This window comes from Methylobacterium phyllosphaerae (assembly GCF_001936175.1).
Classification (GTDB): Bacteria; Pseudomonadota; Alphaproteobacteria; order Rhizobiales; family Beijerinckiaceae; genus Methylobacterium; species Methylobacterium fujisawaense.
This window is the reverse complement of the sequence record NZ_CP015367.1, coordinates 4,552,446-4,576,082: the sequence shown is the minus strand read 5'-3', so window position 1 is coordinate 4,576,082 and position 23,637 is coordinate 4,552,446. Positions and strand designations below refer to the sequence as shown.

General features: G+C 67.0%; 16 protein-coding genes and 4 pseudogenes. 12 read left to right on the top strand and 8 right to left on the bottom strand.

Annotated features, from left to right (window positions below):
* Positions 1-264: 264 nt before the first annotated feature.
* Positions 265-900: a LacI family DNA-binding transcriptional regulator gene (locus tag MCBMB27_RS20775; RefSeq protein ID WP_236952764.1), complete on the bottom strand. Its 636-nt coding sequence runs from the start codon at positions 898-900 to the stop codon at positions 265-267.
* Between MCBMB27_RS20775 and MCBMB27_RS29255 the strand changes: the two genes are divergently transcribed.
* From MCBMB27_RS29255 to MCBMB27_RS20755, 4 genes and pseudogenes are all read left to right on the top strand, one after another.
* Positions 886-1,788, top strand: a complete 903-nt coding sequence (locus MCBMB27_RS29255) for a PTS fructose transporter subunit IIC (RefSeq protein ID WP_236952763.1) — start codon at positions 886-888, stop codon at positions 1,786-1,788. The genes MCBMB27_RS20775 and MCBMB27_RS29255 overlap by 15 nt on opposite strands.
* Positions 1,789-1,855: 67 nt before the next feature.
* A pseudogene (locus tag MCBMB27_RS20765) lies at positions 1,856-3,349 on the top strand (carbohydrate porin).
* A gap of 579 nt (positions 3,350-3,928) precedes the next feature.
* Positions 3,929-5,218, top strand: a complete 1,290-nt coding sequence (locus MCBMB27_RS20760) for an AraC family transcriptional regulator (RefSeq protein ID WP_075381190.1) — start codon at positions 3,929-3,931, stop codon at positions 5,216-5,218.
* Complete coding sequence (locus tag MCBMB27_RS20755) at positions 5,215-5,568, top strand: GCG_CRPN prefix-to-repeats domain-containing protein (protein WP_075381189.1); 354 nt, start codon at positions 5,215-5,217, stop codon at positions 5,566-5,568. The genes MCBMB27_RS20760 and MCBMB27_RS20755 overlap by 4 nt, the downstream gene beginning before the upstream one ends.
* A gap of 82 nt (positions 5,569-5,650) precedes the next feature.
* On the opposite strand, the gene MCBMB27_RS20750 is transcribed toward MCBMB27_RS20755, so the two are convergent.
* Both MCBMB27_RS20750 and MCBMB27_RS20745 read right to left on the bottom strand, forming a co-directional pair.
* Positions 5,651-6,076 (bottom strand): hypothetical protein, encoded by a 426-nt coding sequence (locus tag MCBMB27_RS20750; RefSeq protein WP_075382055.1) that lies wholly within the window; start codon positions 6,074-6,076, stop codon positions 5,651-5,653.
* Positions 6,077-6,190: 114 nt separating this feature from the next.
* On the bottom strand, positions 6,191-6,604 hold the full coding sequence (locus tag MCBMB27_RS20745; RefSeq protein WP_053610305.1) for a hypothetical protein: 414 nt from the start codon (positions 6,602-6,604) through the stop codon (positions 6,191-6,193).
* A gap of 481 nt (positions 6,605-7,085) precedes the next feature.
* Here MCBMB27_RS20745 and MCBMB27_RS20740 point away from each other — a divergent pair, with 481 nt between their 5' ends.
* Together MCBMB27_RS20740 and MCBMB27_RS20735 are read left to right on the top strand one after the other, a co-directional pair.
* Positions 7,086-7,610: a DUF892 family protein gene (locus MCBMB27_RS20740; RefSeq protein WP_043354056.1), complete on the top strand. Its 525-nt coding sequence runs from the start codon at positions 7,086-7,088 to the stop codon at positions 7,608-7,610.
* Between the two features lie 128 nt (positions 7,611-7,738).
* On the top strand, positions 7,739-8,353 hold the full coding sequence (locus MCBMB27_RS20735) for a hypothetical protein (RefSeq protein ID WP_075381188.1): 615 nt from the start codon (positions 7,739-7,741) through the stop codon (positions 8,351-8,353).
* A 75-nt stretch (positions 8,354-8,428) separates the two neighbouring features.
* On the opposite strand, the gene MCBMB27_RS20730 is transcribed toward MCBMB27_RS20735, so the two are convergent.
* The 3 genes from MCBMB27_RS20730 to MCBMB27_RS20715 all read right to left on the bottom strand — a co-directional run bounded on the left by MCBMB27_RS20730 (position 8,429) and on the right by MCBMB27_RS20715 (position 13,217).
* Complete coding sequence (locus MCBMB27_RS20730; RefSeq protein WP_236952762.1) at positions 8,429-9,736, bottom strand: TAXI family TRAP transporter solute-binding subunit; 1,308 nt, start codon at positions 9,734-9,736, stop codon at positions 8,429-8,431.
* 175 nt (positions 9,737-9,911) lie between these two features.
* On the bottom strand, positions 9,912-10,214 hold the full coding sequence (locus MCBMB27_RS20725; protein ID WP_075381186.1) for a hypothetical protein: 303 nt from the start codon (positions 10,212-10,214) through the stop codon (positions 9,912-9,914).
* Positions 10,215-11,420: 1,206 nt separating this feature from the next.
* Positions 11,421-13,217: a putative bifunctional diguanylate cyclase/phosphodiesterase gene (locus MCBMB27_RS20715; protein ID WP_083683645.1), complete on the bottom strand. Its 1,797-nt coding sequence runs from the start codon at positions 13,215-13,217 to the stop codon at positions 11,421-11,423.
* Between the two features lie 461 nt (positions 13,218-13,678).
* Between MCBMB27_RS20715 and MCBMB27_RS20710 the strand changes: the two genes are divergently transcribed.
* The 3 genes from MCBMB27_RS20710 to MCBMB27_RS20700 all read left to right on the top strand — a co-directional run bounded on the left by MCBMB27_RS20710 (position 13,679) and on the right by MCBMB27_RS20700 (position 16,550).
* Positions 13,679-14,107 (top strand): MerR family transcriptional regulator, encoded by a 429-nt coding sequence (locus tag MCBMB27_RS20710; RefSeq protein ID WP_075381184.1) that lies wholly within the window; start codon positions 13,679-13,681, stop codon positions 14,105-14,107.
* Complete coding sequence (locus MCBMB27_RS20705; RefSeq protein WP_043759985.1) at positions 14,043-14,432, top strand: carboxymuconolactone decarboxylase family protein; 390 nt, start codon at positions 14,043-14,045, stop codon at positions 14,430-14,432. The genes MCBMB27_RS20710 and MCBMB27_RS20705 overlap by 65 nt, the downstream gene beginning before the upstream one ends.
* 432 nt (positions 14,433-14,864) lie before the next feature.
* The gene (locus MCBMB27_RS20700; protein WP_075381183.1) at positions 14,865-16,550 is read left to right on the top strand and encodes a methyl-accepting chemotaxis protein; all 1,686 of its coding nucleotides are present in this window, start codon (positions 14,865-14,867) and stop codon (positions 16,548-16,550) included.
* 105 nt (positions 16,551-16,655) lie between these two features.
* On the opposite strand, the pseudogene MCBMB27_RS20695 reads toward MCBMB27_RS20700, so the two are convergent.
* Positions 16,656-16,787 (bottom strand): annotated as a pseudogene (locus MCBMB27_RS20695) (transposase); the annotation flags it as partial.
* A 290-nt stretch (positions 16,788-17,077) separates the two neighbouring features.
* Entirely contained in the window at positions 17,078-19,789 is a 2,712-nt protein-coding gene (locus MCBMB27_RS20690; RefSeq protein ID WP_159020364.1) for a bifunctional diguanylate cyclase/phosphodiesterase, read from the bottom strand.
* 593 nt (positions 19,790-20,382) lie between these two features.
* Between MCBMB27_RS20690 and MCBMB27_RS20685 the strand changes: the two are divergent.
* From MCBMB27_RS20685 to MCBMB27_RS20675, 3 genes and pseudogenes are all read left to right on the top strand, one after another.
* A pseudogene (locus MCBMB27_RS20685) lies at positions 20,383-20,877 on the top strand (transposase); the annotation flags it as partial.
* A 495-nt stretch (positions 20,878-21,372) separates the two neighbouring features.
* A pseudogene (locus tag MCBMB27_RS20680) lies at positions 21,373-21,998 on the top strand (solute symporter family protein); the annotation flags it as partial.
* Positions 21,999-22,401: 403 nt separating this feature from the next.
* Positions 22,402-23,637, top strand: a complete 1,236-nt coding sequence (locus MCBMB27_RS20675; RefSeq protein WP_075381181.1) for an urea ABC transporter substrate-binding protein — start codon at positions 22,402-22,404, stop codon at positions 23,635-23,637.

Here is a 23,637-nt window from a genome sequence, read left to right as displayed (position 1 = left end):
TTCGCGCAGCCGATCCGGCCGGTCGCGGCCCGGCATCCGGAGGTGCGCGCCGAAGCCTTCGGCAGGTGGACCGGGACCGCTCGTCCGGACCGGGCCCGGCGGGAGGCTACCGCATGGCGTTTGCCCTGGGTAGCCGGAAGACCCGCTTCGGGCGCTGCCCGGCGCGGGCCGCCGACCCAACGCCCCGCGCGGCCGGAACCGGTGGCGTGTTCCGCCCGGTAGACACCCCGATCCGCGGCGCCGCGCGCGCGCTCAGGCAGACCGTCACCGTGTCCCAGTCGAACCGCGCGGGACGAGACAGCCGCTGAGGACCACGCGCCGGACCGGCTGATCCGGCCTCTCGATCCGCTCGAACAACAGGCGCATCGCCTGGGTGCCGATCTCGGCGACCGGTTGCTCGATCACGGTGAGGCCCGGTTCGGCGAGTTCGGTCCACGGCTCGTTGTCGAAGCCGGCGAGCGCGAGATCCCGCGGGAGCGCGAGATTCAGGGCACGGGCCGCCCGCACGGCCCCCATCAGGATGAGCCCGTTCGAGACCACGAGCGCCTCCGGCCTGTCGGGCTCCTGGAACCAGCGCGTGGCCTCCGCCATCGCCGCGGCCGCGTTCGGGGGCACGCTGCGGATCTGCGGCGCCAAGCCGTGCCGCCCCATCGCCTCCAGATAGCCGGCACGGCGCTCCTGCGCGGTCGAACTCGTCGAGCCAAACAGGCCGCCGATCCGCCCGTAGCCCTGGGCCGCCAGATGATCGACGAGGGTCGCGCAGGCCGCCACGTTGTCGAGGACGACGCTGTCGTAGGCCCCCGGCGGTCCGGCCCGGTCGATCAGCACCACCGGGAAATCGAACCGGCGCGCGCCGAGCCCCCCGGGGTCGGCGGGATCGACGCCATGGCGCCGGACCACGCGGGAACCCTGGGCTACGCCCTCGGGCAGATCGGCGCCAAGGCGGCCTTCGCGCTGATCGTCCCGGCGCTCGCCGGCTACATCGCCTACTCGATCGCCGACCGGCCCGGGATCGCCCCCGGCATGATCGGCGGCATGCTGGCGGCCAATCTCCAGGCCGGCTTCCTCGGCGGCATCGCGGCCGGGTTCATCGCCGGCTACACCGCCCGCTTCCTCAACACGCATATCCGGCTGCCCAGGAACCTCGAGGGCCTGAAGCCGGTCCTGATCCTGCCGCTCCTCGCCACCACGATCACCAACCTCCTGATGATCTACGTGGTCGGCGTGCCGGTCGCGGCGGTGCGGTCGGCGCTCACGACCTGGCTCAAGGGCATGCAGGGGGCGAGCGCCCTGGTGCTCGGGCTCGTCCTCAGCGGCATGATGGCGGTCGACATGGGCGGCCCGATCAACAAGGCCGCCTACGCCTCGGCGGCGGCCCTGCTCTCCTCCGGCGTCGACGCGCCCATGGCGGCGGCGATGCTTGGCGAGATGACCCCGCCGCTGGGCCTCGCCTTGGCGACCCGCCTGTTCCCGGCCCGCTTCACGCAAGCCGAGCGCGAGGCCGGCGGCGCCGCCGCCGTGCTGGGGGCGGCCTTCATCACCGAGGGGGCGATCCCCTTCGCGGCGGCCGACCCCCTCCGGGTGATCCCGTCTCTGGTCGCGGGGTCCGCGGTGGCGAGCGCCCTGGCGCTCACCCTCGGCGTGACCCTGAAGGTGCCGCATGGCGGCCTGTTCGTCCTGCCGATCCCGAACGCCGTCACGAACCTGCCGGGCGCCGTCCTGGCGCTCGCCGCCGGCACCCTGGTCACCGCGCTCACGGTGGGCCTCATCAAGAAGCGCCCAGGCTGAGGCCCCGATCCGGAGCCCGGCGCACGACCGGGCCCGGACACCACAGAGCGTCACGGGGGGATCCGTCATGAACGGTTTGGCGATGCGCGCCGCGCTCGCGCTCGCGCTCGCGTTGGGCTTGGCGCTGCCGCAGCCCGGATGGAGCCAGGAGGCGGGGGCCGGCCGCGCCGTGCCGGCCAAGGCCGTCGGCCCGGTGGTGCGGCGCCGGGCCAGCCGCCCGCCGCCGCGATCGAACGGCCCGGGCTCCGACGGGGCCGACAGCGCGGCCGGCGCCGCCGACACGCTCGGGCAGACTGCGACGCCGCCGACCCTGCCGCCCGGCACGGTGGATCTCGGCAACGGCCTCAGTCTCCTGGCCAATTACACCGGGCAAGGGGCGATCAACCCGGTCGGCGGCCTCCGGTAGGGCGCGGCTTATGTCGGCCAGCTCGTCCTCGGCATCGACGGCGACCTGCAGCGCCTCGCCGGGATCGAGGGCGGCGCATTCCACGTGGCGGTGACGAACCGGCACGGACGCAGCCTGTCGAACGATGTCATCGGCAACAACACCAGCGTGCAGGAGATCTACGGCGGCGGCCAGACCACCCGGCTGACGCTGCTCTCCTACCAGCAGAAGCTGTTCGACAATCGTCTCGACGTCGAGGCCGGCCGCTTGGTCGCCAATATCAGCTTCCTGAATTCGCCGCTCTATTGCAACTTCCAGTCTAATTCAGCCTGCGGCAACCCGACCTTCGTGTTCAAGACCTCGAACTTCACCTTCTGGCCGGTCTCCAGCTGGGGAGCGCATGCCAGGGCGTGGCTCACCGACACGACGTTTTTCCATGTCGGCGCCTACGAGGTGAACCCGCGGCATCAGCAGCCGGGCGACAACGGCCTCGACTTCTCGCTCGAGGGCGCGACGGGCGCCATCGTGCCGTTCGAACTCGGCTACACGACCACCTTCGCCAACGACGTGCTGCCCCGCAATTACGGGATCGGCGGCCGGTACGATGCCTCGGATTACGCGGATCCGGTGCGCGACGTGACCGGGCGGCCCGCGGTGCTCACCGGCCTGCCGGCGATGACCCGGTTCGGCCGCTCGGGTGTCTACGCCCGGTTCGACCAGATGGTGTGGCGGCCGGATCCGAAGGCGATCCAGGGCCTGACGCTGTTCGGCGTCGCGATGGCCGGCACCTCGGGCCGGCTCGTCGAGGACCACTTCCTGGAGATCGGCGCCCTGCAGACCGGCACCTTCGCGGGCCGGCCGTTCGACACGGTCGGCTTCGTCATCAACACGCAGGCCTTCAGCCGGCTCGCCCTGTCCAACATCGCCCTGGCGCAGGGCACGCTCGGCCTGTTCCGCAAGATCCCGACGCAGCAGGTGATGATGGAGCTGAACTACGGCATCCAGGTCAATCCGGCGATCCGGCTGACGCCGAACCTGCAATACATCGTCGGTCCGGACCAGACCCGGTTCCCATTCTACCGCAAGACCATCCCCGACGCCTTCGTGGTCGGCGCCAAGCTGTCGATCGATCTGTTCACCCTGGCGGGGCTCGCGCGCGGTCCCAGCAGCCGGTGACCGCCGGCCGGGTGTCCCGGTCGGCCCAGCATCGCGCAGGCCGGCGGCGTCTGGGCCCGGCAGGTTCTCCGGCGCGCGCATGTCGATCCCGCGGGCCGCGATGTCGGTGTTTCCAGGCGGGATAGGGCTGCATCACGCCCGTCGGCTTGTCCGTCGCCTTGTCCGTCGCCTTGCCCGTCGTCCCGCCGGTGAGCGCGATGGCCTGCGGGCCGAGGCGCGGCTGCGGGTGGAGGCGCGGCGCCGGGCCGGCATCGCCCCGCGCGAGGCCGCCCGCCGTTCCCGGTCCGTCACCCGGATCTCGGCCGCGTTGTTCTCCGGAGAGGGCGGGAGCCAGGCCTTCCCCGCCGCCGTGCACCACGCCGCGCCGTGCGCGACATGGCCGGAGCCGCAGATACCGACGCACGATTGCGAAAACGCCGATCGACCACCTGTGCCCGGACAAAACCCTTCATGAATACTGCATTTTAGTTGCATATTCAAAACATGTCACAGATTTTTTGACAATATTGATCCAGCGCAATGCCGCCGGGAGGGCAAGATTTTGAATTGAGCCCGAATTGGAGAAATGGGATTTGTGCAATGACCAGTCGCCTCGCTCTCGTGTGCGAAGACTCTTGTGACAGTCTCGAATTCTTCCACCCATCGGATGCGGATCTTTCCCCCTCCGTCGAAACCGTTCATGGCGGCGTCGCGAGCGCGACCCGTGCCGCTCTCCGGGAACTCGGCGCCGATCCCGTCCACATCCTGCGCGAGGCCGGTTGCGATCGCTGGGCGTCCGGAGACGATGCCAGCCCGATCTCGAACGCCGCGCTCGGCCGCGTGCTCCAGTTGGGGGCGAACCGCACGCGGTGCGGCCATCTCGGCCTGCTGGTGGGGCAGCGCATTGCCCTCGCCAAGCTCGGGCCCAGCAACATCCTGATCCGGAACGCGGCGACCATCGGCGACGCCCTCCATGTGCTGGAGACCCGGCCCTGGGCCTGGACCTGCGGCTCGGCGGTCCGACTCTTCGTCGAGGCCGACTTGGCGCTGCTTCATTACTTTCCCTACGAGACTGGCGCGACGGCAGTGGGCCTGCAGGCGGAGGGGGCGCTCGCCACCGTCGTCAATATCGTGCGCGCCCTGTGCGGCGCCCGCTGGTCCCCGTCGGAGCTTCTGCTGCCGCGGGCACCGCCGGAGCAGACCGATCCCTATTGGCACTTCTTCCGCGCGCCCGTCAGGTTCGATCAGGAATGGGCGGCCCTCGCCTTTCCGGCGCGCCTTCTGGAGCAACCGGTCCCGGGCGCAGATCGGACGGCACACCGGATCGCCGAAGGCCGCATCCGACAGGTCGGGGCGGCAGCTCCGCTCCCGATGTCGGACCGGTTGCGGCGGCTGCTCCGCGCGGAGTTCATCCAGGATCCGTGGTCCGGCCAAGCCGTCGCGCGCCATCTGGCGGTGCATCGGCGCACCCTCAGCCGCCGCCTGAGGGCCGAAGGCACGAGCTTCCGGTCGGTGGCCACCCAGATCCGGTTCGAGACGGCGCAGCAGCTCCTGGCCGATACCAACATGACGCTGGCGCAGATCTCGGCCTGTCTGGGCTTTTCCGAAGCCGCCGCCTTCACGCACGCGTTCAGACGCTGGTCCGGTACGACGCCGAGCATCTGGAGGCGTGGGAGCCGGCCTCCGGATGCGGCAGCCGATCCGGGGCCGCCCGATCCCGTACCCCTTCCTGAATGGACGGAACGGACCGGCCTTTCAGGCCGCCCTTGGGCGCCAAGGCCGCGATCGCCGGACGACCGCTTTCCCATGGACGGCAGACAGCATTGGTCAATCGAGCACAAGAATCCGGATTGCATGGCATCACCCGGCGAATTCAGGAGATCCCGATGAAAGCGACACGGACCATCTCGCTCGCAGCCCTCACCCTGGCTGCCATGCTGGGCCTGCCTCCCATCGGCTCGGGCGGACTCGGCATTGCGGCCGCGCAGGCCGCCGGCGGCTGTGGGCCCGGATTTCATCGGGGCCCCTACGGCGCCTGCCGACTGAACGTCTCCGGCGCACCGGGCTACTACGGGCCCCGGGGTGGCGGCGTGTACGGATACCGCGGCGGCGCCCGCTACGGATACCGGGGCGGTGCCGTCTATCGGGGTGCGCGGGTGTATCGGGGGGGCCGCGTATACGGGGGCCGCGCCGTTTACGGACGGCGCGTCGGCGGGTTCCGGGGCGGCTTCCGCCGCTGACCGCGCCGGCCAGACTTAACCGCGCCGGCCGGACTTGGCTGCCCCGCAGCCTTGTCCGGCCGACGCAACCGGAGGTCGTGCCCTAATAGGCGCGGTAGACGGCCCGATGGACGCGAGCCGGAGGAACGTCGTAGCGCACGGAGGCCGGAATCCGCACGGCCACCGGGGCATTCGGGTCGAACGGCAAGATCGCGGCCCCGGCTGCGATGAAGCCCGCCAGGGCGCGGATATCGTCCGGCTGCCGCAGATCGCGCGCGATGCGGTCCGTCTCCCATTGAAGCCGCAGATTGCAGGCCCGTGACGGCAATCCGCCGACGGGGGTGCAGGCGTCATGATGCGCACAGGCGGCATCGAGCGCATCGACGGGCGGCAACGGGGCATTGCTGCCGAGGCCACAATAGTTGCCGTGAATGAGCGCCGCAGGCTGCTGCAAGCCGGACGGCTGCGCCAGGGCGGGTGCGCTCAGGCAGGCGGCGAGAAGGAGCGGGGCGACGATTCGAAAGGTCATGGCTTGGGCCGAACCCATTCTGGGGCCACTCTGCCGGGGCGGGCCGCCGGCTCGGGCCGGATGATCGGGGGTTGGGGGTCGGGGTCTGCCGGCCTCGACCCTCTCGCGGCAGGATCAATACGGGCGGCAGACGCCCGCATAGGCATCGTAATAGGCGTAGGGTCCGCAGCGGCCGTAGGTGGCACCGTATCCGGTGGCGGCGGCAGCGCCCACGGCAGCCGCGCCCAGGCCGTAGCCGTAGGGACGGACGCCGTAGCGGCCATATCCGTATCCGTATCGGCCAACCCCGCCGTATCGGCCGACCGCGCCGTAACGGCCGACCGCGCCGTAGCGGCCGACCGCGCCGTAACGGCCGCGATAGCCCACCCCCCCGCGATAGCCGCCGACCCGGACGCCCTGGACGCCGCCCGCGCGGAAACCACCGCCGCGGAAGCCCCCCCGGCCGCCGTAGAAGCCACGCGCTTCGGCCACCATGCCGCTCATGATCAGGGCGGCACAGGCCACCGACGCAATCTGCAGAGTTCTCATGGATGGTCTCCGTTCAGGAGAACGACCTGCCGAGGGGCGCCGGACACGAAGCCCTGCGGCCCCTCGGACGCGTCTCGGCCGTACCGTAACGCCGAGCTGCCGACGCCGCTTGATCCGCGGGGACTCGCGTGCCGGTGAACCGGCGCAGCCGCGTTGCGCCGCTCGGATCGCAGCGTTCCATCCTGAACGTCGCTTCCGTCCGGCGCCCAGGCGGCCCGAAGCCGTTGTCAATCGCGCCGGCGGCCGGTGTCTTCCCCGATCAAGCATGGGATCGCCGCGACTGCATAATAAGCCCTCCGCTTCGGTGCGGTGAGGCGAGGCAGGGAACTGACCTTGCGTGCCCGGTCAGGGCGCGACCGATCGGGCTTCACGGCGGTCGGCGCGTTCCGCACATCCCGGCGATCGGAAGAACGCTGCCTCCGGTCCGCTCAAGGACGCGCGAAGCGGTCTCGGCATTCGAGAGATGCCTCGGTTGATCACGATGCAGCGTGAGGAGATGACCATGCCGATCAAGTCACCGAAGGAGCTTTTCGTGCGCATGTTGAGCGACGCGCGGCATCACGCGGAGCGCGCGACGAAGATTTACGAGGAGCTGGGCCAAGCCACGCAGGATCCGGCCATCCAAGAGGCGCTCCAGTCACGCGCCTTCATCCAAGAGAAGACGGTCAAGTCGCTCGATCGCTGCTTTCAGCTGATCGGCGAGAAACCGATTGCCTCCAACGGTCGACTTCAAGAAGTCTTCCTCGAAGACTTCCGGCGCGAGCTGGCCGAGATCCAGGCCCCGGCCGCCAAGGCCCTGTTCATCCTGATCAAGGCCAATCACCTGATGCATCTGCGCATCGCCGAGTATGTCGCCCTCGTCGCCATGGCCGATGTGAGCGGTCACTTCGGGGTCGGCGTCCTGCTGGAGAGCTGCCTGGCGGACAAGATGGCCTTCACCGAGCGGACCCGTCGCCTGATCCGGCGGACGATCGAGAGCAAGCACGCCGTCAAGCTCGCGGCCTGACCCGCGGCCTGTCAGACCCCGGACCGGGCAGCCCGGTCCGGGGCTTCGGGTGCGCATGCGGAACCGGCCCATGGTCCACGCGCCCGGCGCGCAGACCATGGGCGCACGGGAGCCGCGGAGAACGAGCCATGCCCCCTGCCACGTCTCGAGAGGCGTTGGCGGCTGCCCCTGCCCCGCGGGAGCTGCCGGGTGCCGACGGGCGCGCAAAGTCCCGATCCCTGGGACGTCGGGCCGCCGCCGAAGCGAAGCGCTACCTGGCCTTCGCGATCTACCTGATCGTCGTTTTCGGCACCCTGATTCTGTTCAGCATCAACATCTACGCACGGGTCGATCAGGATATACCGCACTATCCGAGCTATCACTTCTACGCACTCGGGCTGATCAACGCCCTGGTCCTGGCCAAATTCATGCTGATCGCCGAGGCGGCGAAGCTCGGATCCCTCCGTCTCGGCCGGCGCATCACGCGCGGCCCCCTCGTCTACGGGATCCTGTACCGCTCCCTTCTGTTCACCGCCGTCCTGGTGGCGGCCTACGGACTCGAAGAGGTGCTGGTGGGGGCCTGGCACGGGAAGGCGCCGGGCACCGTTCTTCCGGAGATGGCCGGCGGCCCGCGGGGCGTGCTCACTTTCGCCTGGGTGATGTTCGTGGCGCTGCTCCCGTATTTCGCCTACCGGGAGATCGGCCGCGTGCTGGGCGGCGGTCGCCTGCGCGTCCTGCTCCTCCGCACGCCGGCGGCGCGCTAGAGCGCCTTCACGGCTTCGGTCGCTCGATCGCCGGCCGCAGCCGGCCCGAGCCACCGCCCGGGCCCGGGCCCGCCGTCAATGGGCGACCACGAGCGTCGGTGCGGACGGGAGCGCCGTCTCGGGGCCAAGGCTTGCGCGCCGGCGGTCGAGGGCGTCGCGCGCATGGGCCAGGGCCGTCGCGAAGGCCGACAGGCAGTCGGTGCTGACGGCCCCGGTGGTGCAGCCCAGCATCGCCGAGACGATCGCCCGGAATTCGCCCTCCAGGGCGGCGAGCTCCGTACGGTCGGCGCCGGGCGCCGCGTCGGCGATCTCGACCAGGCGCCGGACCGGGCGCCACTCCGCCTCCGATCGGCGCCGGGCCCAGCCCGCCGAGGCGGCGGCGAGGAGCGATCCGGCGAGGCTGATCACCACGCCGCCGAGATAGAGATATTGCTGGGCTTGGTCGAAGAAGCTCTGGTCCCCGTTGCTGAGATAGGACGCGACCCCCGGATGGACGGGCAGGATCGGGCTCTTGTCGTCCGGATCGGGCGCCTCGATCTGAACGGCGAGCGGCGTCACGGCCGTGAGCTTGGCCTTTGTGGTCAGGATCGACCGGGCGATGGCGGCCGCGACGACGTTGGGCATCAGCTCCGAGGCGGCGAACCGATAGGTAACCGCCAGCGTCGTGACCGACTCGCTGGGCGTGGCGGGACGCGCCCGGAACGCCCCCACGGGCACGTCGATCGCCTCGAAGCCGGGGAACCGCTTACCGATCGCCTCCGCCTCGTCGAGCGCGAGGATGCCCGGCGTGCCCTTCGTGGCGCGCGCGACGGCGGCGACCCCATCGACGATCTCGCCCGGCGCCATGGGACCGACCGCCAGGATGGCCGCCACCTTCTTCTGCCGGACGGCCTGGGCCAGGGCGTCGATCGGAAGAATGGCCCTGCCGACATCCTTGGCGGGGATGTTGAAGTAGCTCAGCACCATGTCGAGGACACGCGTGTTGGTGTCTTGCAGCGGCCCGGCCACGAGGCCGACGGTCTTGCCCGCCAGGTTGGCGACCGAGGTGACAGGGCTGTGCGGGGGCACGATCAAGGCGACCACGTCCCGGCGCAGGATGACGATGGTCTGTGCGTTGGCGGGTGCCCCCGCGTCGCTGCGCACGATGGCGAGATCGGTCCGGCGCTCCTCCAGAGCCTTGGCGCTCCCCGCGAGGTCGTCGACCCGCACGAGGTCGAGATTGACGCGGGGATGCTGCACCCGGGAGACGGACACGAAGGCCGTGATGAACCGCTCGGCCGTGCTGCCGGGGGGGCCGAGCGTGATGCGCAGGTTGGCGTGCGGCGACCAGACATGCGCAACCGCGAACGCGCCGGCGGCCACGAGCAGGATCGCGACGGCCACGAGCGCCCGGCTCCACCGCCGGGGCGGCTTGGCGCGGTGCCGCGGGCTTTCCGATCCCGTCCGGTCGGGATCGACAGCGACAGGCTTGGCATCCTGCATCGTGACCTCACACCGGGACTTCGGACCGGGATTTCGGACCGGGGGCGTGTCGCGGGGATGCACCGCCCGGAACCGTTCAGCACGCCTCGCAGGCGCCCTCCTCCCCCGGGAGCCTGCGGTCGTTGCGGCGATCCTGCGGGTCTCGATGCCGCCTCTGCGTGCCCGGTTCGACGCCCGGCGGAGGATCGCTCACATCGAGGGGAGGCGTGGTGATCGCCTCGCGTTCGAGGCGGTTGAGCTGCGCCTCGCTGGGGATGGCGATGCCACCTTGCGCGAGGCGGATCTGCGCTTCCCCGCGGGTGGCCGCACCCGCGACTCCGCTGGGAAGGGCGAGCATCAGGAGGGCGGCCCCGGCCCGTGAAAACGGTGAAAACGCCATGGCGACCTCCTCGGCAGCCGCTGAACGGACGATACTCCGCTCACATAGCCCGTCTCGGCGGGCGCTCCTTGACCGAACCGGACAGGGACTGCGCTCACCGCGCGACGCGCGCCGTATTCGGCGATGTGTCCTGGGAGGCGACCCACGAAGTCCCGCGCACGCCGAACGCCCGACCTGATGGGGAGATCGAGCTGGCGGCTTGCGCGAAGCGGCCATTTCCCGCCGCGGTGTTCGGGGCGGGCCTCATGGCCGATGCGCGGCCCTCCGGGCGTGGCGAGGGCCGCCTCTCCGGATCTCAGGCCGAGGCGCGGATCGGACGAGCGGCGACCGTGACGAATGTCACCGGAGCCGCCCGGCGCAGGCGCCCGATCTGAGCCGGCGCAAGCCGTTCGACGATGTGCGGCAGAGCATCACCCCGGCCACCACGCACCGCGACACGGCCGGATCCACAGAGCACTTCAGGGGGACGACTGGCGGAGAAGGGGGACGCTCCGCACTTCCGGCCAAGTTCCTCGACACTCCGCCAAATCCGCTCCGGACACGCAGCGGAGGGTATAATGGAATGTGCATTGCGTTGGCGCGGAGCCCTGCAACTGCTCGGTTCCACCCTAGAGCGCGATCCGAGCGAGTTGAGTCGTCTGGGGTTTTGGCACGGACGGAGATGTGATTCGATGCACGGCTTTCTGATCAGGAGAGCCGGATGCCCTGTCCGCCGATCTGCGTGAACGCGTCGTGACGGCCATCGAAGCGGGAGCCTCGCGCCGTGATCTAGCCTGACCGTCTGGCGGGAGCCCCTCGGCCAAGCCTCGGGTCAAATCTCAATCCAGGCCGACCGCGAGTTTTTCAACGAAATCGGTCGTGAGCGGGCGGAACGGTGACGTCCGCTTCATCGCGAGGCCGGTGTTTCGGTTGCGACCCGACGCGGTCATGTCGCGACACGCGTTGCTGTCCTGTTAGCAGACACCCCCGCTGCCGTGTTGCGGATCAGTGACACTGAATTGGCTGACTTTGGCGACGGCCTCGCAATTGCGCTACGCAGCTTTCAGCTGGCGGAGGTCGAACTCGGCGTGAACGCCTCCGGGCTTCGCCATCCGTTCCTCGCGATAGGGTCGCCTCGGCGTTCCTGGTCAATCGAATGAGTCACCTCATGGCGCATAGATCCGGCACCGGGCTCTCGCGTGGTAAAATTGAATTTTTCCGCGATACTTACGCCACCTTATTCTTGGAATGCTCGACTTTAAATAGGGCATCGACTTCCTGGGCAGGGCGCGGAGGACTGAACAGAAAGCCCTGCATCTCGTGAGCCCCCTCGGAGAGGACAGCGTTACGCTGGATGTCCGTCTCGATACCCTCCACAAGGGTCGTCATATTGAGGCTCTGGCCGAGACCGATAATAGCCCGAATGATCGCGGCCGCCTCGGGCTTCTCGCCGATCTCGCGCACGAAGGACCGATCAATCTTGATCTTATCAAAGGGGAACCGACGCAGGTAGCTGATACTGGAATAGCCGGTGCCGAAGTCGTCCATGGCGATGCGGATACCAAAACTGCGCAAGACGTGCAGCGTCTCAAGGTTCGCATCGGTTTCTTCCAGAAGTACGCTCTCGGTGATTTCCAGTTCGAGCCGACTCGGATCGAGGCCGCTTTCTGATAGAATCGAGAACACCATCGTCGCGAAGTTGCGCTGGCGCAGCTGATGGGCCGATACGTTGACCGCGACCCCGACGTGAGCGGGCCATCGCTTGGCATCCTCGCACGCCCGCCGCAACACCCACTCGCCCAACGGTACGATCAAGCCAGTTTCTTCTGCGATGGGAATGAACACCGCAGGGCTCACGAGGCCCCGCTCGGCGTGCCGCCACCGAACCAGGGCTTCAACGCCAGTCACGTCGTTGCTGCTGAGTTTGACGAGCGGCTGGTAGTGCACCTCAAAGCGCTCATTGGTCAGCGCCTCGCGCAGTTCCCGCTCCAAGTTGAGGCGGGCTCGTGCGCTTTCGTCCATCTGGGGTTCGAAGACCCGAAACGTCCCCCGCCCGTCCGATTTTGCTTGGTAGAGCGCCAGATCGGCGTTCTGCAGAAGCTGAGTGACGTCACGATCCATCTCGCCGGACAACACAATTCCGGCACTCATACCGATCTCAACCCGCAATCCGTCGAGCTCGTAGGGCGCGCTGACTGACGCGATCAGTCGCCGCGCCAGCGCTTCCGCCGCCTTCAGGTCCTTGACCCGGTGCAGGACGACGAACTCGTCTCCCCCCATCCGCGCGACGGTAGTTCCTTCACGAACTTCTCGCTGAAGCCGCTGAGCGACACACCGTAGAAGTTGGTCGCCCACCGCGTGGCCGAACCCATCGTTGACGAGCTTGAACCGATCAAGGTCGAGACACAGCACAGCGAGGGAACGACCCGGCATAGGCTGCCCCAGCATTCCGTTGCCAAACTCATGCAAGGCCATGCGGTTGGGCAAATCGGTCAGGGCGTCGTGCCGCGCCATGTAGGTGATACGGTCTTCGTTGCGGCGGCGCTCAGTCACATCCTCGAAAGTTGCGACCCACCCGCCGCCGCTCATCGCCCTGTGAGTCGCTGAGACCGTTCGCCCATCCGCGAGCTCCCGCAGGATTGACGTAGCCTGCCCCTCGATAAGCGAGGTCCGAGTGCCTTCACTCAGAGCATCGACCGTGGTGCCAGCTGCGTAACGTCCGAGGTCAACCAAGATCTCGATGATCTGTCGCTGGCTCATTCCGACATGCAACTGGTCAGCCTCAAGTCCGAAGATCTCCAGATATCGCTTGTTCCAGACCAACAAACGTCGGTCCGCATCGAACATGCACAAGCCTTGGTTCATATTCTCCAAGGCTGCATCGAAGCGTCGATTTTGTTCAATCAGTTGCTCGTGCGGCACAGAGGACTGACTAAGCCACGGCACGAAGGCAGCTGTGGCATTGGAATACCAACACCAAATGCCACAAGAGGTTGGTAATTCCCAAGCATCGAGAGCAGACATGGAATGCGGTCAGCGTGTTGAATTTGGCATACGATAAGATAGATATCTTAATTTATTAGCTGCCTACTCGATGGGCATATGCGCTTACAATCATCAACTTAGCGAACCAAAGACAGGCGCTCACTACAGCTTGTCCGATTGTATCACGGGCCGGCCTCTGCACGATGCGCACCGGCAAGCGCTGCAGTGTCGGGAGCGGGACCCATCCGGTCGTCTGCTTTTGCCGTGCTCAGTAAAGGAAGCGGAAGAGCCGAAATTCACCCCGAGCCGCTATTCCGGAAGCGACCCAAGCCGGCCGTGCAGGCCGTTGTTAGGTTTTTCCGAAAGCGGTCCTTTGCAGGAACCCATCGACCTTGGCTCGCGGTATGGCGCGAACCGAGACATAGCGGCTGGAATAGGGCCGTGACTTAGAGCGCACTCAAACTCCTAGCCTCAGATGCGTCGTGGCGAGAACGGTGCTCATGAAGATTGGCGAACTGGCGAAGCGTTCGGGACTGTCCGCTCACACCATCCGCTACTACGAGCGGATCGGACTGCTTCCCTATGCCGACCGGGACCAATCGAGCCAACGTGACTACGACGCATCGATCCTGATTTGGATCGCGTTCCTCGGCCGTCTCAAGACGACCGGAATGCCGATCCGGGAGATGCTGCGCTACGCAGCCTTGCGGGAGAGCGGCGTCGTCACCGAGGCTGAGCGCCGGGACATGCTGGAGCAGCACCGCGAGCGCGTCCGCGCCCACGTGGCTGACCTGCAAGCCTGCCTCCTCGTCCTCGACACCAAGATCACCGGCTACGCCGATCCGGACGAGAGGACACAGGCCTATGACGAAATTCCCCCACAGCGGCAGCGAAAGCCGGCTCGAACGCGGACGACGGGCACTCGCTGAGATCGACGGCGAGGCCGGAGAGAAGGTCGTCGCCTCGCTCGCCGACATTGCCCCCGACTTCGCGACCTACCTGCTCGAGTTCCCCTTCGGCGACATCTACAGCCGCCCCGGCCTCGACCTGCGCGCCCGCGAGATCGCCACCATCGCGGCTCTGACAGCGATGGGCAACGCGGCCCCGCAGCTCAAGGTCCACATCGAGGCGGGCCTTAATGTTGGTCTCTCGCGCGAAGAAATTACCGAGATCATTATGCAGATGGCCGTCTACGCAGGCTTTCCTGCGGCACTCAATGGCCTGTTCGCTGCCAAGGAGGTGTTCGCGAAATGATGCGCCGACCGATGTGATTGCGGCGGGTCGAACGCAAACGTCATAACGAGGTCCGCTTCGAAGCGTTTGTCGCCCGAAAGCGGACCAGCGGAAAATCACCGAGAGCCGCCATTCCTATAACGACCCAGATCGGACGTCATGGACATGTCCCGGGCTTCTTGAAATCCGTCAGTCGCCGGCCGCCACACAAAGTCGGCTCAGGGGGATTGCGGGCCTAGACGCATGCCGAGCTTGCTCGTGTCGTTCTTCGAGAGCGAGCAAGCGTGATCTACACTGTGATACCGCGTCCGGCCCCTCAGTCGAGCCGACCCTGTCGGCAGAAACAGATCTCACGGTTGCGCGATACCCGTAGCCGTTTAGGCAGGTGGTAACCCTTGCTGGATGGTATGCCATCGGACGCCTCGTAGCGTTCCACTATCCGCCGGATCATCGATGCGTATCTCGATCAAGGCCGCGCTTGCCGGCCTTTTTGCTTTACTGGCAGTCATTATAGCCGGCGAGAGTGCCCTCACGCTGCTCAAGCTCAGCGCGATCCGTCACAGCGCGACCGAAGTCGCAGGCAACTGGCTGCCCTCCGTTCAAACGCTCGGCGAGCTGAACTCAGCCGTCGATAAGGCTCGCGTGCGCCAGTACCGGCTCGTAGCCGCGACGCGTGACACACAGCAACTCGCCGAGCATCGTAAGCAGTACTTGGCGGCAATCGAAGCCGCTGAACAGGTCAGCAAACGCTATGAAGCGCTTATCTCCTCGCCCCAGGAGCGCGCTCTCCACGATCGGTTCGTGCAAGAGTGGACCGAGTTCGGAGCCATCGGCAAGCATGCGGTCGAGCTGATGGATGCAGGCCGCCAGCCGGAGGCGCTAACCGAGATTACGCAGCCTGAGATCGTGAGGCTCTACTCAGGCCTGTCTCAGATCATCACACAAGCTGTGGCCCTCAATCGAAAGGGTGCTCAAGACGAGGCGGACACGACCGTGTCCAACGTCGACGAAACAGCACGCGTGACCTACGTCGCGATGGTCGTCGCCCTTGTCCTTGCGCTTGCAGCGACGCTGTTCAGCCTCCTCCGCGTCGCGCACCCGATCACCCGCATGACGGCCACGATGGGCACGCTCGCGGCCGGCGATACCTCTGTCACGGTTCCCGGAGCCGACCGACGCGACGAGCTTGGCGCGATGGCCGCCGCCGTACAGGTGTTCAAGGACAACCTGATCCGCACCCGGCAGCTTGAAGCAGAGACTGCCCAGGCCCGTTTGGCTGCCGAGGAACAACGCAAGGCCGGCATGCGGCAGATGGCCGACAGCTTTGAGGCCGCCGTCGGCGACATCATCGGCCTGGTTTCGTCCTCAGCGACCGAGCTGCAGGCGACCGCGCAGACCATGACCGCCACGGCGACGGAAACGGCGAGCCAGTCGACCACGGTGGCCGCGGCCGCCGAGGAAGCCGCCTCGAACGTCAACACCGTCGCTGCGGCCGCTGAGGAACTCGGTTCGTCCGTTCAGGAGATCGGTCGGCAGGTGGCCGGCTCGGCGGGTCTCGCGCGGACCGCTGTTACCGAGGCCGGTCAGACCGGCGGACTTGTTCAGGAGCTGAGCGCCGCGGTGTCGCGCATCGGCGATGTGGTCACAATGATCTCCTCGATCGCTGGGCAGACGAACCTTCTGGCTCTGAACGCGACGATCGAGGCGGCGCGCGCCGGCGCGGCAGGGCGCGGCTTCGCGGTCGTGGCGTCTGAGGTGAAGGCGCTCGCTGAGCAGACCGCCAAGGCGACGGGTGAGATATCGGGTCAGATCGCTCAGATCCAGGCCTCGACCGGTCAAGCTGTCACGTCGATCACCGGGATCACCGAACGGATCCGCGAGATCAGCGGCGTTGCGACCTCGATCGCCGCAGCCGTCGAGGAACAGGGTGCGGCGACTCAGGAGATCGTCAGGAATGTCTCTCAGGCGGCGCAGGGCACCGGTGAGGTGACAAGCAACATCGCGGGTGTTGCCGGTGCGGCCGAGGAGACGGGCGCGGCGGCGAGCCAGGTCCTCGGCGCGGCCTCGGAGTTGTCGCGCCAGTCAGAGCACCTCAGTGCTGAAGTTGCGCGCTTCCTAGCCACCGTGAGGGCGGCATAGAGCCTAGCGAGGCCGTGCTTTTCAGGAGCACGGCCTCAACCATGCTGTCCGCTTCGCCACATCCCCTTACGAAAGCGGATCGGCTTAAAGCCGCCCGCTCAGCTCGAAGGTTTCGGCTGCAGGAGCTAGGGCGATCAGCGCCGTGGCGGTGATCGGACCCATACCTGGGATGGTCATCAGTCTGCGCGCCATCTCGTCCTCGCGAGCACGCTCGGCGATCTCGCGGTCGAGACTCGCAGGCCTGGATCTCCTCGCCCGAGACGTAGCCCCGGTCCGCGCCCATTACGAAGCGTCCATCCCGCCCTACCACCCTGGCGGACACTCTTAACAACCCAGGCTTTTCCCCGCAGCCATTGTCGAGACCAGCCGTAAATGTCGGTTTGTGAAAGGCGTACGCAAATCGCCCGGACGTTCAGGGCGGCAACAACGTAATGAGAAAAAGGCCACTCCCGAAGGAGCGGCCCAAGTCAGGGAGGAAACGCCCACAAATGGGCTGCACGGTGTTGAGACGTGCGCCGCAGCAACTTTTATGCACTGCGGCGGTTCCGGAATGAAGCAGGCGGGTGACGGTCGACTGAGCGACGGCGCGCGTCCATGATCCGTTCTGGTCGACCGAACAGGTATCCCTGCAGCTCGTCGCATCCCTCAGCGACAAGGAAATCGCGCTCCTCGACGGTTTCAACCCCCTCGGCGAGCACCGTGATGCCCAAAGCGTGACCCAGGGCGATGGCGGCGCGCATGACGGCGACGCCCTGGCTGCCATTCGACAGGTTCCGAACGAAGGTCTGGTCGATCTTGATCTTGTCGAACGGGAAACAACGCATGTAGTTCAACGAAGAGTAGCCCGTACCGAAATCGTCCATGATGATGGACACGCCCATCCGATGCAAAGCCTTCAGGATCTCCAGGTTCGTCAGGTCGTCCCGAAGGAGCACGCTTTCGGTGATCTCGAGCTCCAGCAGCTTCGCCGGCAGATCCGAACGTGCGAGTGCGCGTTCCACCACGGCGACGAGTTCCTTCTCTCGGAACTGCACGGCCGAGAGATTCACGGCCACGCGCAGGCCGGGCAGCCAACCGGCGGCGTCCTCGCAGGCGCGCTGTAGGACCCACGAGCCGATCTCGCGGATGAGGCCGGTCTCCTCGCAGATCGGAATGAACTCGGCGGGCGGGACGAGGCCGCGCGTGGGATGGCGCCAGCGCAGCAGCGCCTCGTACCCGGTCACCGCGCGGCTCGCCGCTCCGACGATGGGTTGGTAGTGCAGCTCGAACTGACCCTTCTCCAGAGCACAGCCGAGATCCTCCTCCAGCCGCCGCCGTTCACGGTTCTCGCATTCCATCTGCGGTTGGTAGAGGCACCATGTGCGCCTGCCGGAGGCCTTGGCCCGGTAAAGGGCGATGTCGGCGTTGCGCAGTAGCGTTTCGGGCGAGCCGTCCGCCACGTCCGCCCGCGCCACTCCGATGCTCGTCCCGATCGAGAGGTGGACGCCCTCGATAACGAACGGGGTTCCGAGAGCGGAGACGATGCGTTCGGCCAGTCGAACGGCATCCGCCTCTTCGTCCTGCCCGAATCGCACGACGGCGAACTCGTCCCCGCCGAGGCGCGCCAGGACGTCGGGGGCGGCGATCAGAGCCGAGAGCCGCGCCGCGACCGCCCGAAGCAGCGCATCGCCGAGGGGATGGCCGTGAACGTCGTTGACCTGTTTAAAGCCGTCCAGGTCGAGCAGGAGCAATGCCCCCCCGCCGCCATCCATCGGCGTGCGCCCGCGTTCGGCCAGCAGCCGACCGGTGGCTTCCTGCAACAGGACGCGGTTCGGCAACCCGGTCAGCGCGTCGTGATGCGCCATATGGGCGATCATGGCCTGGGCGCGGTGCCGTTCCGTGATGTCCTCGAAGGTGCAGACGATGCCGCCACTCGGCACGGTTGCGGTCGTCACGCCGACGATGCGGCCGTCGGTCAGATCGCAGACCAGTGCCGCCGGGCGGCTCTCCCTCACACTGGCGGCGAGGATATCCGACAGTCGTTCTCCCTCGGCCTTCGACATGGAGGCGATGATCTGACGGAGCAGGACATCGAGAGGGCTACCCGCTTCGCGTAGGAGCGGAGGGATGTCGAACAGCTCGGTCATGCGGGCGTTCAGGACGACGAGCCTGCTCTCGTGGTCGAGCAGCAGCACCCCCTGGCTCATGCTATCCAATGCGGTCCCGAACCGGGCGTATTCGTCCCGCAGGCGGCGGTCCGCCGATGCCCTTTCCTCGGCGGCAGCCTGCGCCGCGCTGGACGAGGCGAGGCGCTCTTGGGCGCGAAGCTGCGCCTTGGCGATCCTGACGATGAAAAACACGCCGCCGACGAGCAGCGCCACCGTCGCGGTCAAGGGCAGGGTCTGCGCCCGCCATGGGGTCAGCGTCGCCGAGATGGTGCGGCTCGTGCCCATGATGATCGGATAATGCTCCATGAGCTGGGCCGCGACGATCCGATCCTGCCCGTCGATCGGTGTCGTCATGCGTTCCACGCCGGAGGTTGGACGTTCCGCCCCTTGGACCCGCATCCATTTGAGCGGCGGGACCTTGCGTCCGATCGCGCCGGGCGGACGCGGATGGCGTGCCAGCATGGTCAGATCCGTGTGGACGAACGAGATGACGTCGGCCTCGTCGGGGGAGACCCTGGCATAGAGCCGCTCGAAGTAGCGGAGGTCTACGGCTCCAATCATGTAGCCGACGGATTGGCCATCGATGTCCGCGATGCGGTGGGCGACGATCAGATCCAGGCCCGAACCGTCCGGCCGGGCCGTGCCGGCGACGATGATCGTCCGTTCGGAGGGATCACGGCCGAGATCTTCGAGGAAAGAAGGACGGGACGATTCTTTATCTGCGGGCCGGTCGATCGAGGAGTTGATCGTCCTGCCCTGGAGGTCGATGATTGATATCTCCTTGACCTGGGGTAGGGCCGAGACGCTGGCACGGAGCTTGTCGTGCATGGCCGTGCTCGAGCCAAGCGACGCGAACGAGCGGTCGGCCGACGATCGAGCGCTGGCAAGCTCCCTCGCCACGTCCAGCTGAATGACCTCCATCGCCTGCATCGACCTGTCGGCCTGCTCGGAAAGCAGGGTCGTGAGGCTGACAAGGCTTCGCTCGGTGCTGCGGATCTCCAGGTCGCAGAGCTTTTGCGCCACGAGGATCCCGGCCCCGGTGAGGACCACGGCAAGGACGATGCCTGCAGTCGTAAGCGACGTTGCGGACAAGGTTGGATGTCGTGCCAATCGGATCGCCCGGCGCGCTCTGGAGGATCCTCGCAACGTCCAAGTGGAAGGCATGTCCGCTTAGCGTCCGTCTGGGCAGTTGTTTGACACAAGCTCGACGAAGCGCCTTGCCATCCGTGCGGCTTCACCGTGGCATCCCGAAGTTGAGGCGGTGTGAACAGCGTCGACCCTCGACCAGACTGAGAATTCCGAGCCCGTAGAGCGCCGCGAACAGGCAAGCGACCGCCGGCGCGCTGCTGTCGCGACCGCTCGTGACGCGAGTGCAGCCCCAACAATGCCGGTGGTGAGCTTCCGGCGTCGCACGCCCGGAGCATCGATGCCGTAGTCCGGTTTTCCGGATGCGGCGGAGGCGGGCTGGAGGGCAAGGTCGAGGCTTTATGCTGCGGGCAGAACATTGCCCGTAATGACCATCGAGGCGTGTCGACCAGCGTCCGCTTTTTCATCGGTGCGTCTGGAAGCAGATGGGGTGGATGGCGCCCGCTCCGACTGACGGCACCTGAGTGCCACGATGTGGTCGCTGTCGACGCAGCAGCCACGCGGCTGCAGGAGCCATCCCCCTGGAGATTACCACCGTCGTGGTGACCGGGCCGGCCGATCAGATCGGCGCCGTGCAGATTCCGCTCACCCGGCTCGAGAAGGCGCTGCTGGCCTGGCATCGGGACAGTGACCTGTCGCGGCGCCTGGCGACGATCCCCGGTCTCGGCATCGTCTCGGCGACGGCGCTGGCCGCTTCGGTGAGTAGGCCCGAGCGCTTCCGCAATGGTCGACGGTTCGCCCCCTCGCTGGGCCCGACACCGCTGCAGAACTCCAGCGGCGGCAAGGAGCGCCTGGGCCGGATCTCGCGCATGGGCGACCGCGACCTGCGCCGTCTGCTCGTGATCGGCCTGACCCCTCTGGTCCGGCGCGCGAAGGCGATGCCGACCTCGGTCGACCCGCGGCTGCCGGCGCTGCTCCAGCGCAAGCCGGTCCGCGTTGTGACTGTTGCGGCGGCCAATCGCACCGCACGGGTCGCCTGGGCGATCATGACCCGCGGCGGTAGCGACCGCACACCGGCGGCCATTGCCGCCTGACGGCACGGCGAGGAGACTTTTCCAGGTTGCGCGGACGATGAGACTTGATGGCGAACCGGTCAGACCGGGAGGCGGGACACCCCGGAATACGTCGTCGGCGTCATGGCCCGCAAAGCAGAGTGGGACCCAGCGCGCGGATACCATCAGGGCCAGCGGTCAACATCAATGCCTGCATCGACAGGCCGGACACAAGACTGCACCCGACCAACGCGTCCGAAGCCCAACTCGTCACTTGCAATGCGGGCGCCTTCCACACAGGACGCTCCACCTTCGATTGTCGAAGAGCGTGTCAGCCCGCGAGTTTGCCTGCGATCCCATGAGGTCCGATTCCGCCATGATGTGGATGCTGTCCTGTCCTGCGATCGTCTGCTCGGCCAGGGTTGCCAGCATTCGTGGCGACGCCCGCCACTTCCGCGGCTCAAGCGAACGAGCTACGCTTCGATCGGCTCAGGGCGCGGCATGTTCGATTGGAATGACCTAACCTTCTTCCTGGAACTCGCCCTCACGGTCGGGGGAAGCGGGTTTTCGGCTTCATCTGCGCCGTGGCGTTCGCGACGATGCTTGCGGTCGTCGCAGGACTGACGCTGTCCGGGGTGGCGACGGTCTGCCACGACCTCTGAGTCAACGTCGTTCGCCAGGGGCATTCCTCCGAGTCCGAGCAGCTCACGGTCGCGCGGATCGCGACGGTCGCCATCGCCGCCCTGGCGGTGTTCCTGGGCATCGTCTTCGAGGGTCAGAACGTCGCGTTCATGGCCGGGCTCGCCTTCGCCGTCGCGGCCTCCGCGAACTTTCCCGCGCTGCTTCTGTCCATCACCTGGAAGCGGTTCATGACCCCGGCGGCGGTCGCCAGCATCGGCGTCGGGACGTTCTCCGCCCTCCTGATGATAGGGCTGTCACCCACCGTTCAGGTGGACATGCTCGGGAAGAACCTCGCCGACGCCTCGCGAGCCTGGTGGTTCGTCCCGATGAAGAACCCGGCCATCATCAGTATGCCGCTGTCCTTCATCGTGGCGGTCGCCGTCTCGCTCCTCACTCGAGAGGACGGCGTCGCGAGCACCTTCCGCGAGATGCGCCACCGGATCATGTTCGGGAAGGCGCGGGAAGCCTATCCGGAACGCTGACTTCTGGTCTCCGACGCAATGGGATGGGGTGTCGATTGACGCCCTGTCCCCGCGTTCAAGCTCCGGCGGACGGTCTGTCGGTATCAAGAGGCCTGAGAGGGACGGAGAGCGTTCTCGTCGCTGAAGGCCGGCGTGCGTGCGAGACCCTCCGACGGGACACCATGCTTGGTAGGACCGCACCGTGGCCCGGTTCACTGCCGCGGCGTCGTGATCGTTGTGTGGATTGTCTGCTGTCACGATGCCCCGCCTGCACCTCGTCCCGTCGCTTCCGCCGATGCCGCGCTTCCGATTTTTGACCGATCTGTGAGATTGATTGGCATCGACCTTGCGAATCTCCTGTCCGCCCGCTTCCGGTCACCGGACCCGAAGCGCGACGTCGAGAGGAGTTCGGGGGATGAGTGCGATGGACCGTCGAAAGGTGCTGAAACTGGCGATGGCGTCCGCAGCCGGTACCGTCGCGATGCCGTTCGTCGCGCGGAAGAGCCTCGCCGCCGAACCGATCAAGCTCGGCAGCCTGCTCGACGGATCGGGCGCGCTGGGCCTCGAAGGCAAGCGGATGATCGAGACCACCGAGTACGCGGTCGAGCAACTCAACAAGGCCGGCGGGCTGCTGGGGCGGCCGATCCAGCTCATCGCCTACGACACGCAATCGTCGATGCAGCTCTACACCCAGTATGCCCAGCAGCTCGCGCTCAAGGACAAGGTCGACGTCATCCAGGGCGGAATCACCTCGGCTTCACGCGAGGCGATCCGGCCCATCTTCGACCGCGCGAGGACTCTCTACTTCTACAACACCCAGTACGAGGGCGGCGTCTGCGACCGCAACGTGTTCTGCACCGGGTCGACCCCCGCGCAGACCGTCAACCACATCGTCGATTATGCCCTCAAGACCTGGGGCAAGAAGGCCTACATTATCGCGGCGGACTACAATTACGGACACATCACCGCGAGCTGGATGACGAAGTTTATGAAGGACGGCGGCGGCTCGGTGCTGGGCACCGACTTCTTCCCCCTCGACGTCACCAACTTCTCGTCCGCGATCAGCCGCATCCAGCAGGCGCAGCCCGATCTCGTCCTCTCGGCACTGGTCGGCGCCAACCATTCGGGCTTCTATCGCCAATGGGACGCGGCGGGCATGAAGTCCAAGATTCCGGTCGGGTCGAGCGTGTTCGGGCTCGGCGACGAACTGACGACGATGGATCCCTCCACGACGAACGGGATCATCACCTGCTACGGCTGGTACAACGACCTCGACACACCCGCGAGCAAGGCCTTCGTCGCCGGCATGCAGGCGAAGTTCGGCGCCGACGTCACGGATCTCAGCGAGCTCGACACCGCCACCTACGAAGGCATCCTGTTCTGGGCCGAAGCGGTGAAGAAGGCCGGCTCGATCGAGCGCGACAAGGTCATCGCCGCCCTGGAGAGCGGCCTGTCGATCGAGTCCCCGACCGGAAAGGTCACGATGGACGGCGCCACCCACCACACCATCCGCAACACCTATCTGGCCCGCCCGAAGGACCGGAAGTGGGAGATCCTCGCCACCTTCCCGAACTCGTTCCCGGCCGATACCGGCGGCGCCTGCGATCTGATCAAGAATCCGCGCACCAACAAGCAGTTCACACCGGATTTGAAGGGCTGA

Bases quoted from the DNA above. Each gene is read 5' to 3' on its own strand.
- MCBMB27_RS29255 (WP_236952763.1), top strand. From the start codon at position 886: ATGGCGCCGGACCACGCGGGAACCCTGGGCTACGCCCTCGGGCAGATC.
- MCBMB27_RS20760 (WP_075381190.1), top strand. From the start codon at position 3,929: ATGACCAGTCGCCTCGCTCTCGTGTGCGAAGACTCTTGTGACAGTCTC.
- MCBMB27_RS20755 (WP_075381189.1), top strand. From the start codon at position 5,215: ATGAAAGCGACACGGACCATCTCGCTCGCAGCCCTCACCCTGGCTGCC.
- MCBMB27_RS20750 (WP_075382055.1), bottom strand. From the start codon at position 6,076: ATGACCTTTCGAATCGTCGCCCCGCTCCTTCTCGCCGCCTGCCTGAGC.
- MCBMB27_RS20745 (WP_053610305.1), bottom strand. From the start codon at position 6,604: ATGAGAACTCTGCAGATTGCGTCGGTGGCCTGTGCCGCCCTGATCATG.
- MCBMB27_RS20740 (WP_043354056.1), top strand. From the start codon at position 7,086: ATGCAGCGTGAGGAGATGACCATGCCGATCAAGTCACCGAAGGAGCTT.
- MCBMB27_RS20735 (WP_075381188.1), top strand. From the start codon at position 7,739: ATGCCCCCTGCCACGTCTCGAGAGGCGTTGGCGGCTGCCCCTGCCCCG.
- MCBMB27_RS20725 (WP_075381186.1), bottom strand. From the start codon at position 10,214: ATGGCGTTTTCACCGTTTTCACGGGCCGGGGCCGCCCTCCTGATGCTC.
- MCBMB27_RS20715 (WP_083683645.1), bottom strand. From the start codon at position 13,217: ATGTCTGCTCTCGATGCTTGGGAATTACCAACCTCTTGTGGCATTTGG.
- MCBMB27_RS20710 (WP_075381184.1), top strand. From the start codon at position 13,679: ATGAAGATTGGCGAACTGGCGAAGCGTTCGGGACTGTCCGCTCACACC.
- MCBMB27_RS20705 (WP_043759985.1), top strand. From the start codon at position 14,043: ATGACGAAATTCCCCCACAGCGGCAGCGAAAGCCGGCTCGAACGCGGA.
- MCBMB27_RS20700 (WP_075381183.1), top strand. From the start codon at position 14,865: ATGCGTATCTCGATCAAGGCCGCGCTTGCCGGCCTTTTTGCTTTACTG.
- MCBMB27_RS20675 (WP_075381181.1), top strand. From the start codon at position 22,402: ATGGACCGTCGAAAGGTGCTGAAACTGGCGATGGCGTCCGCAGCCGGT.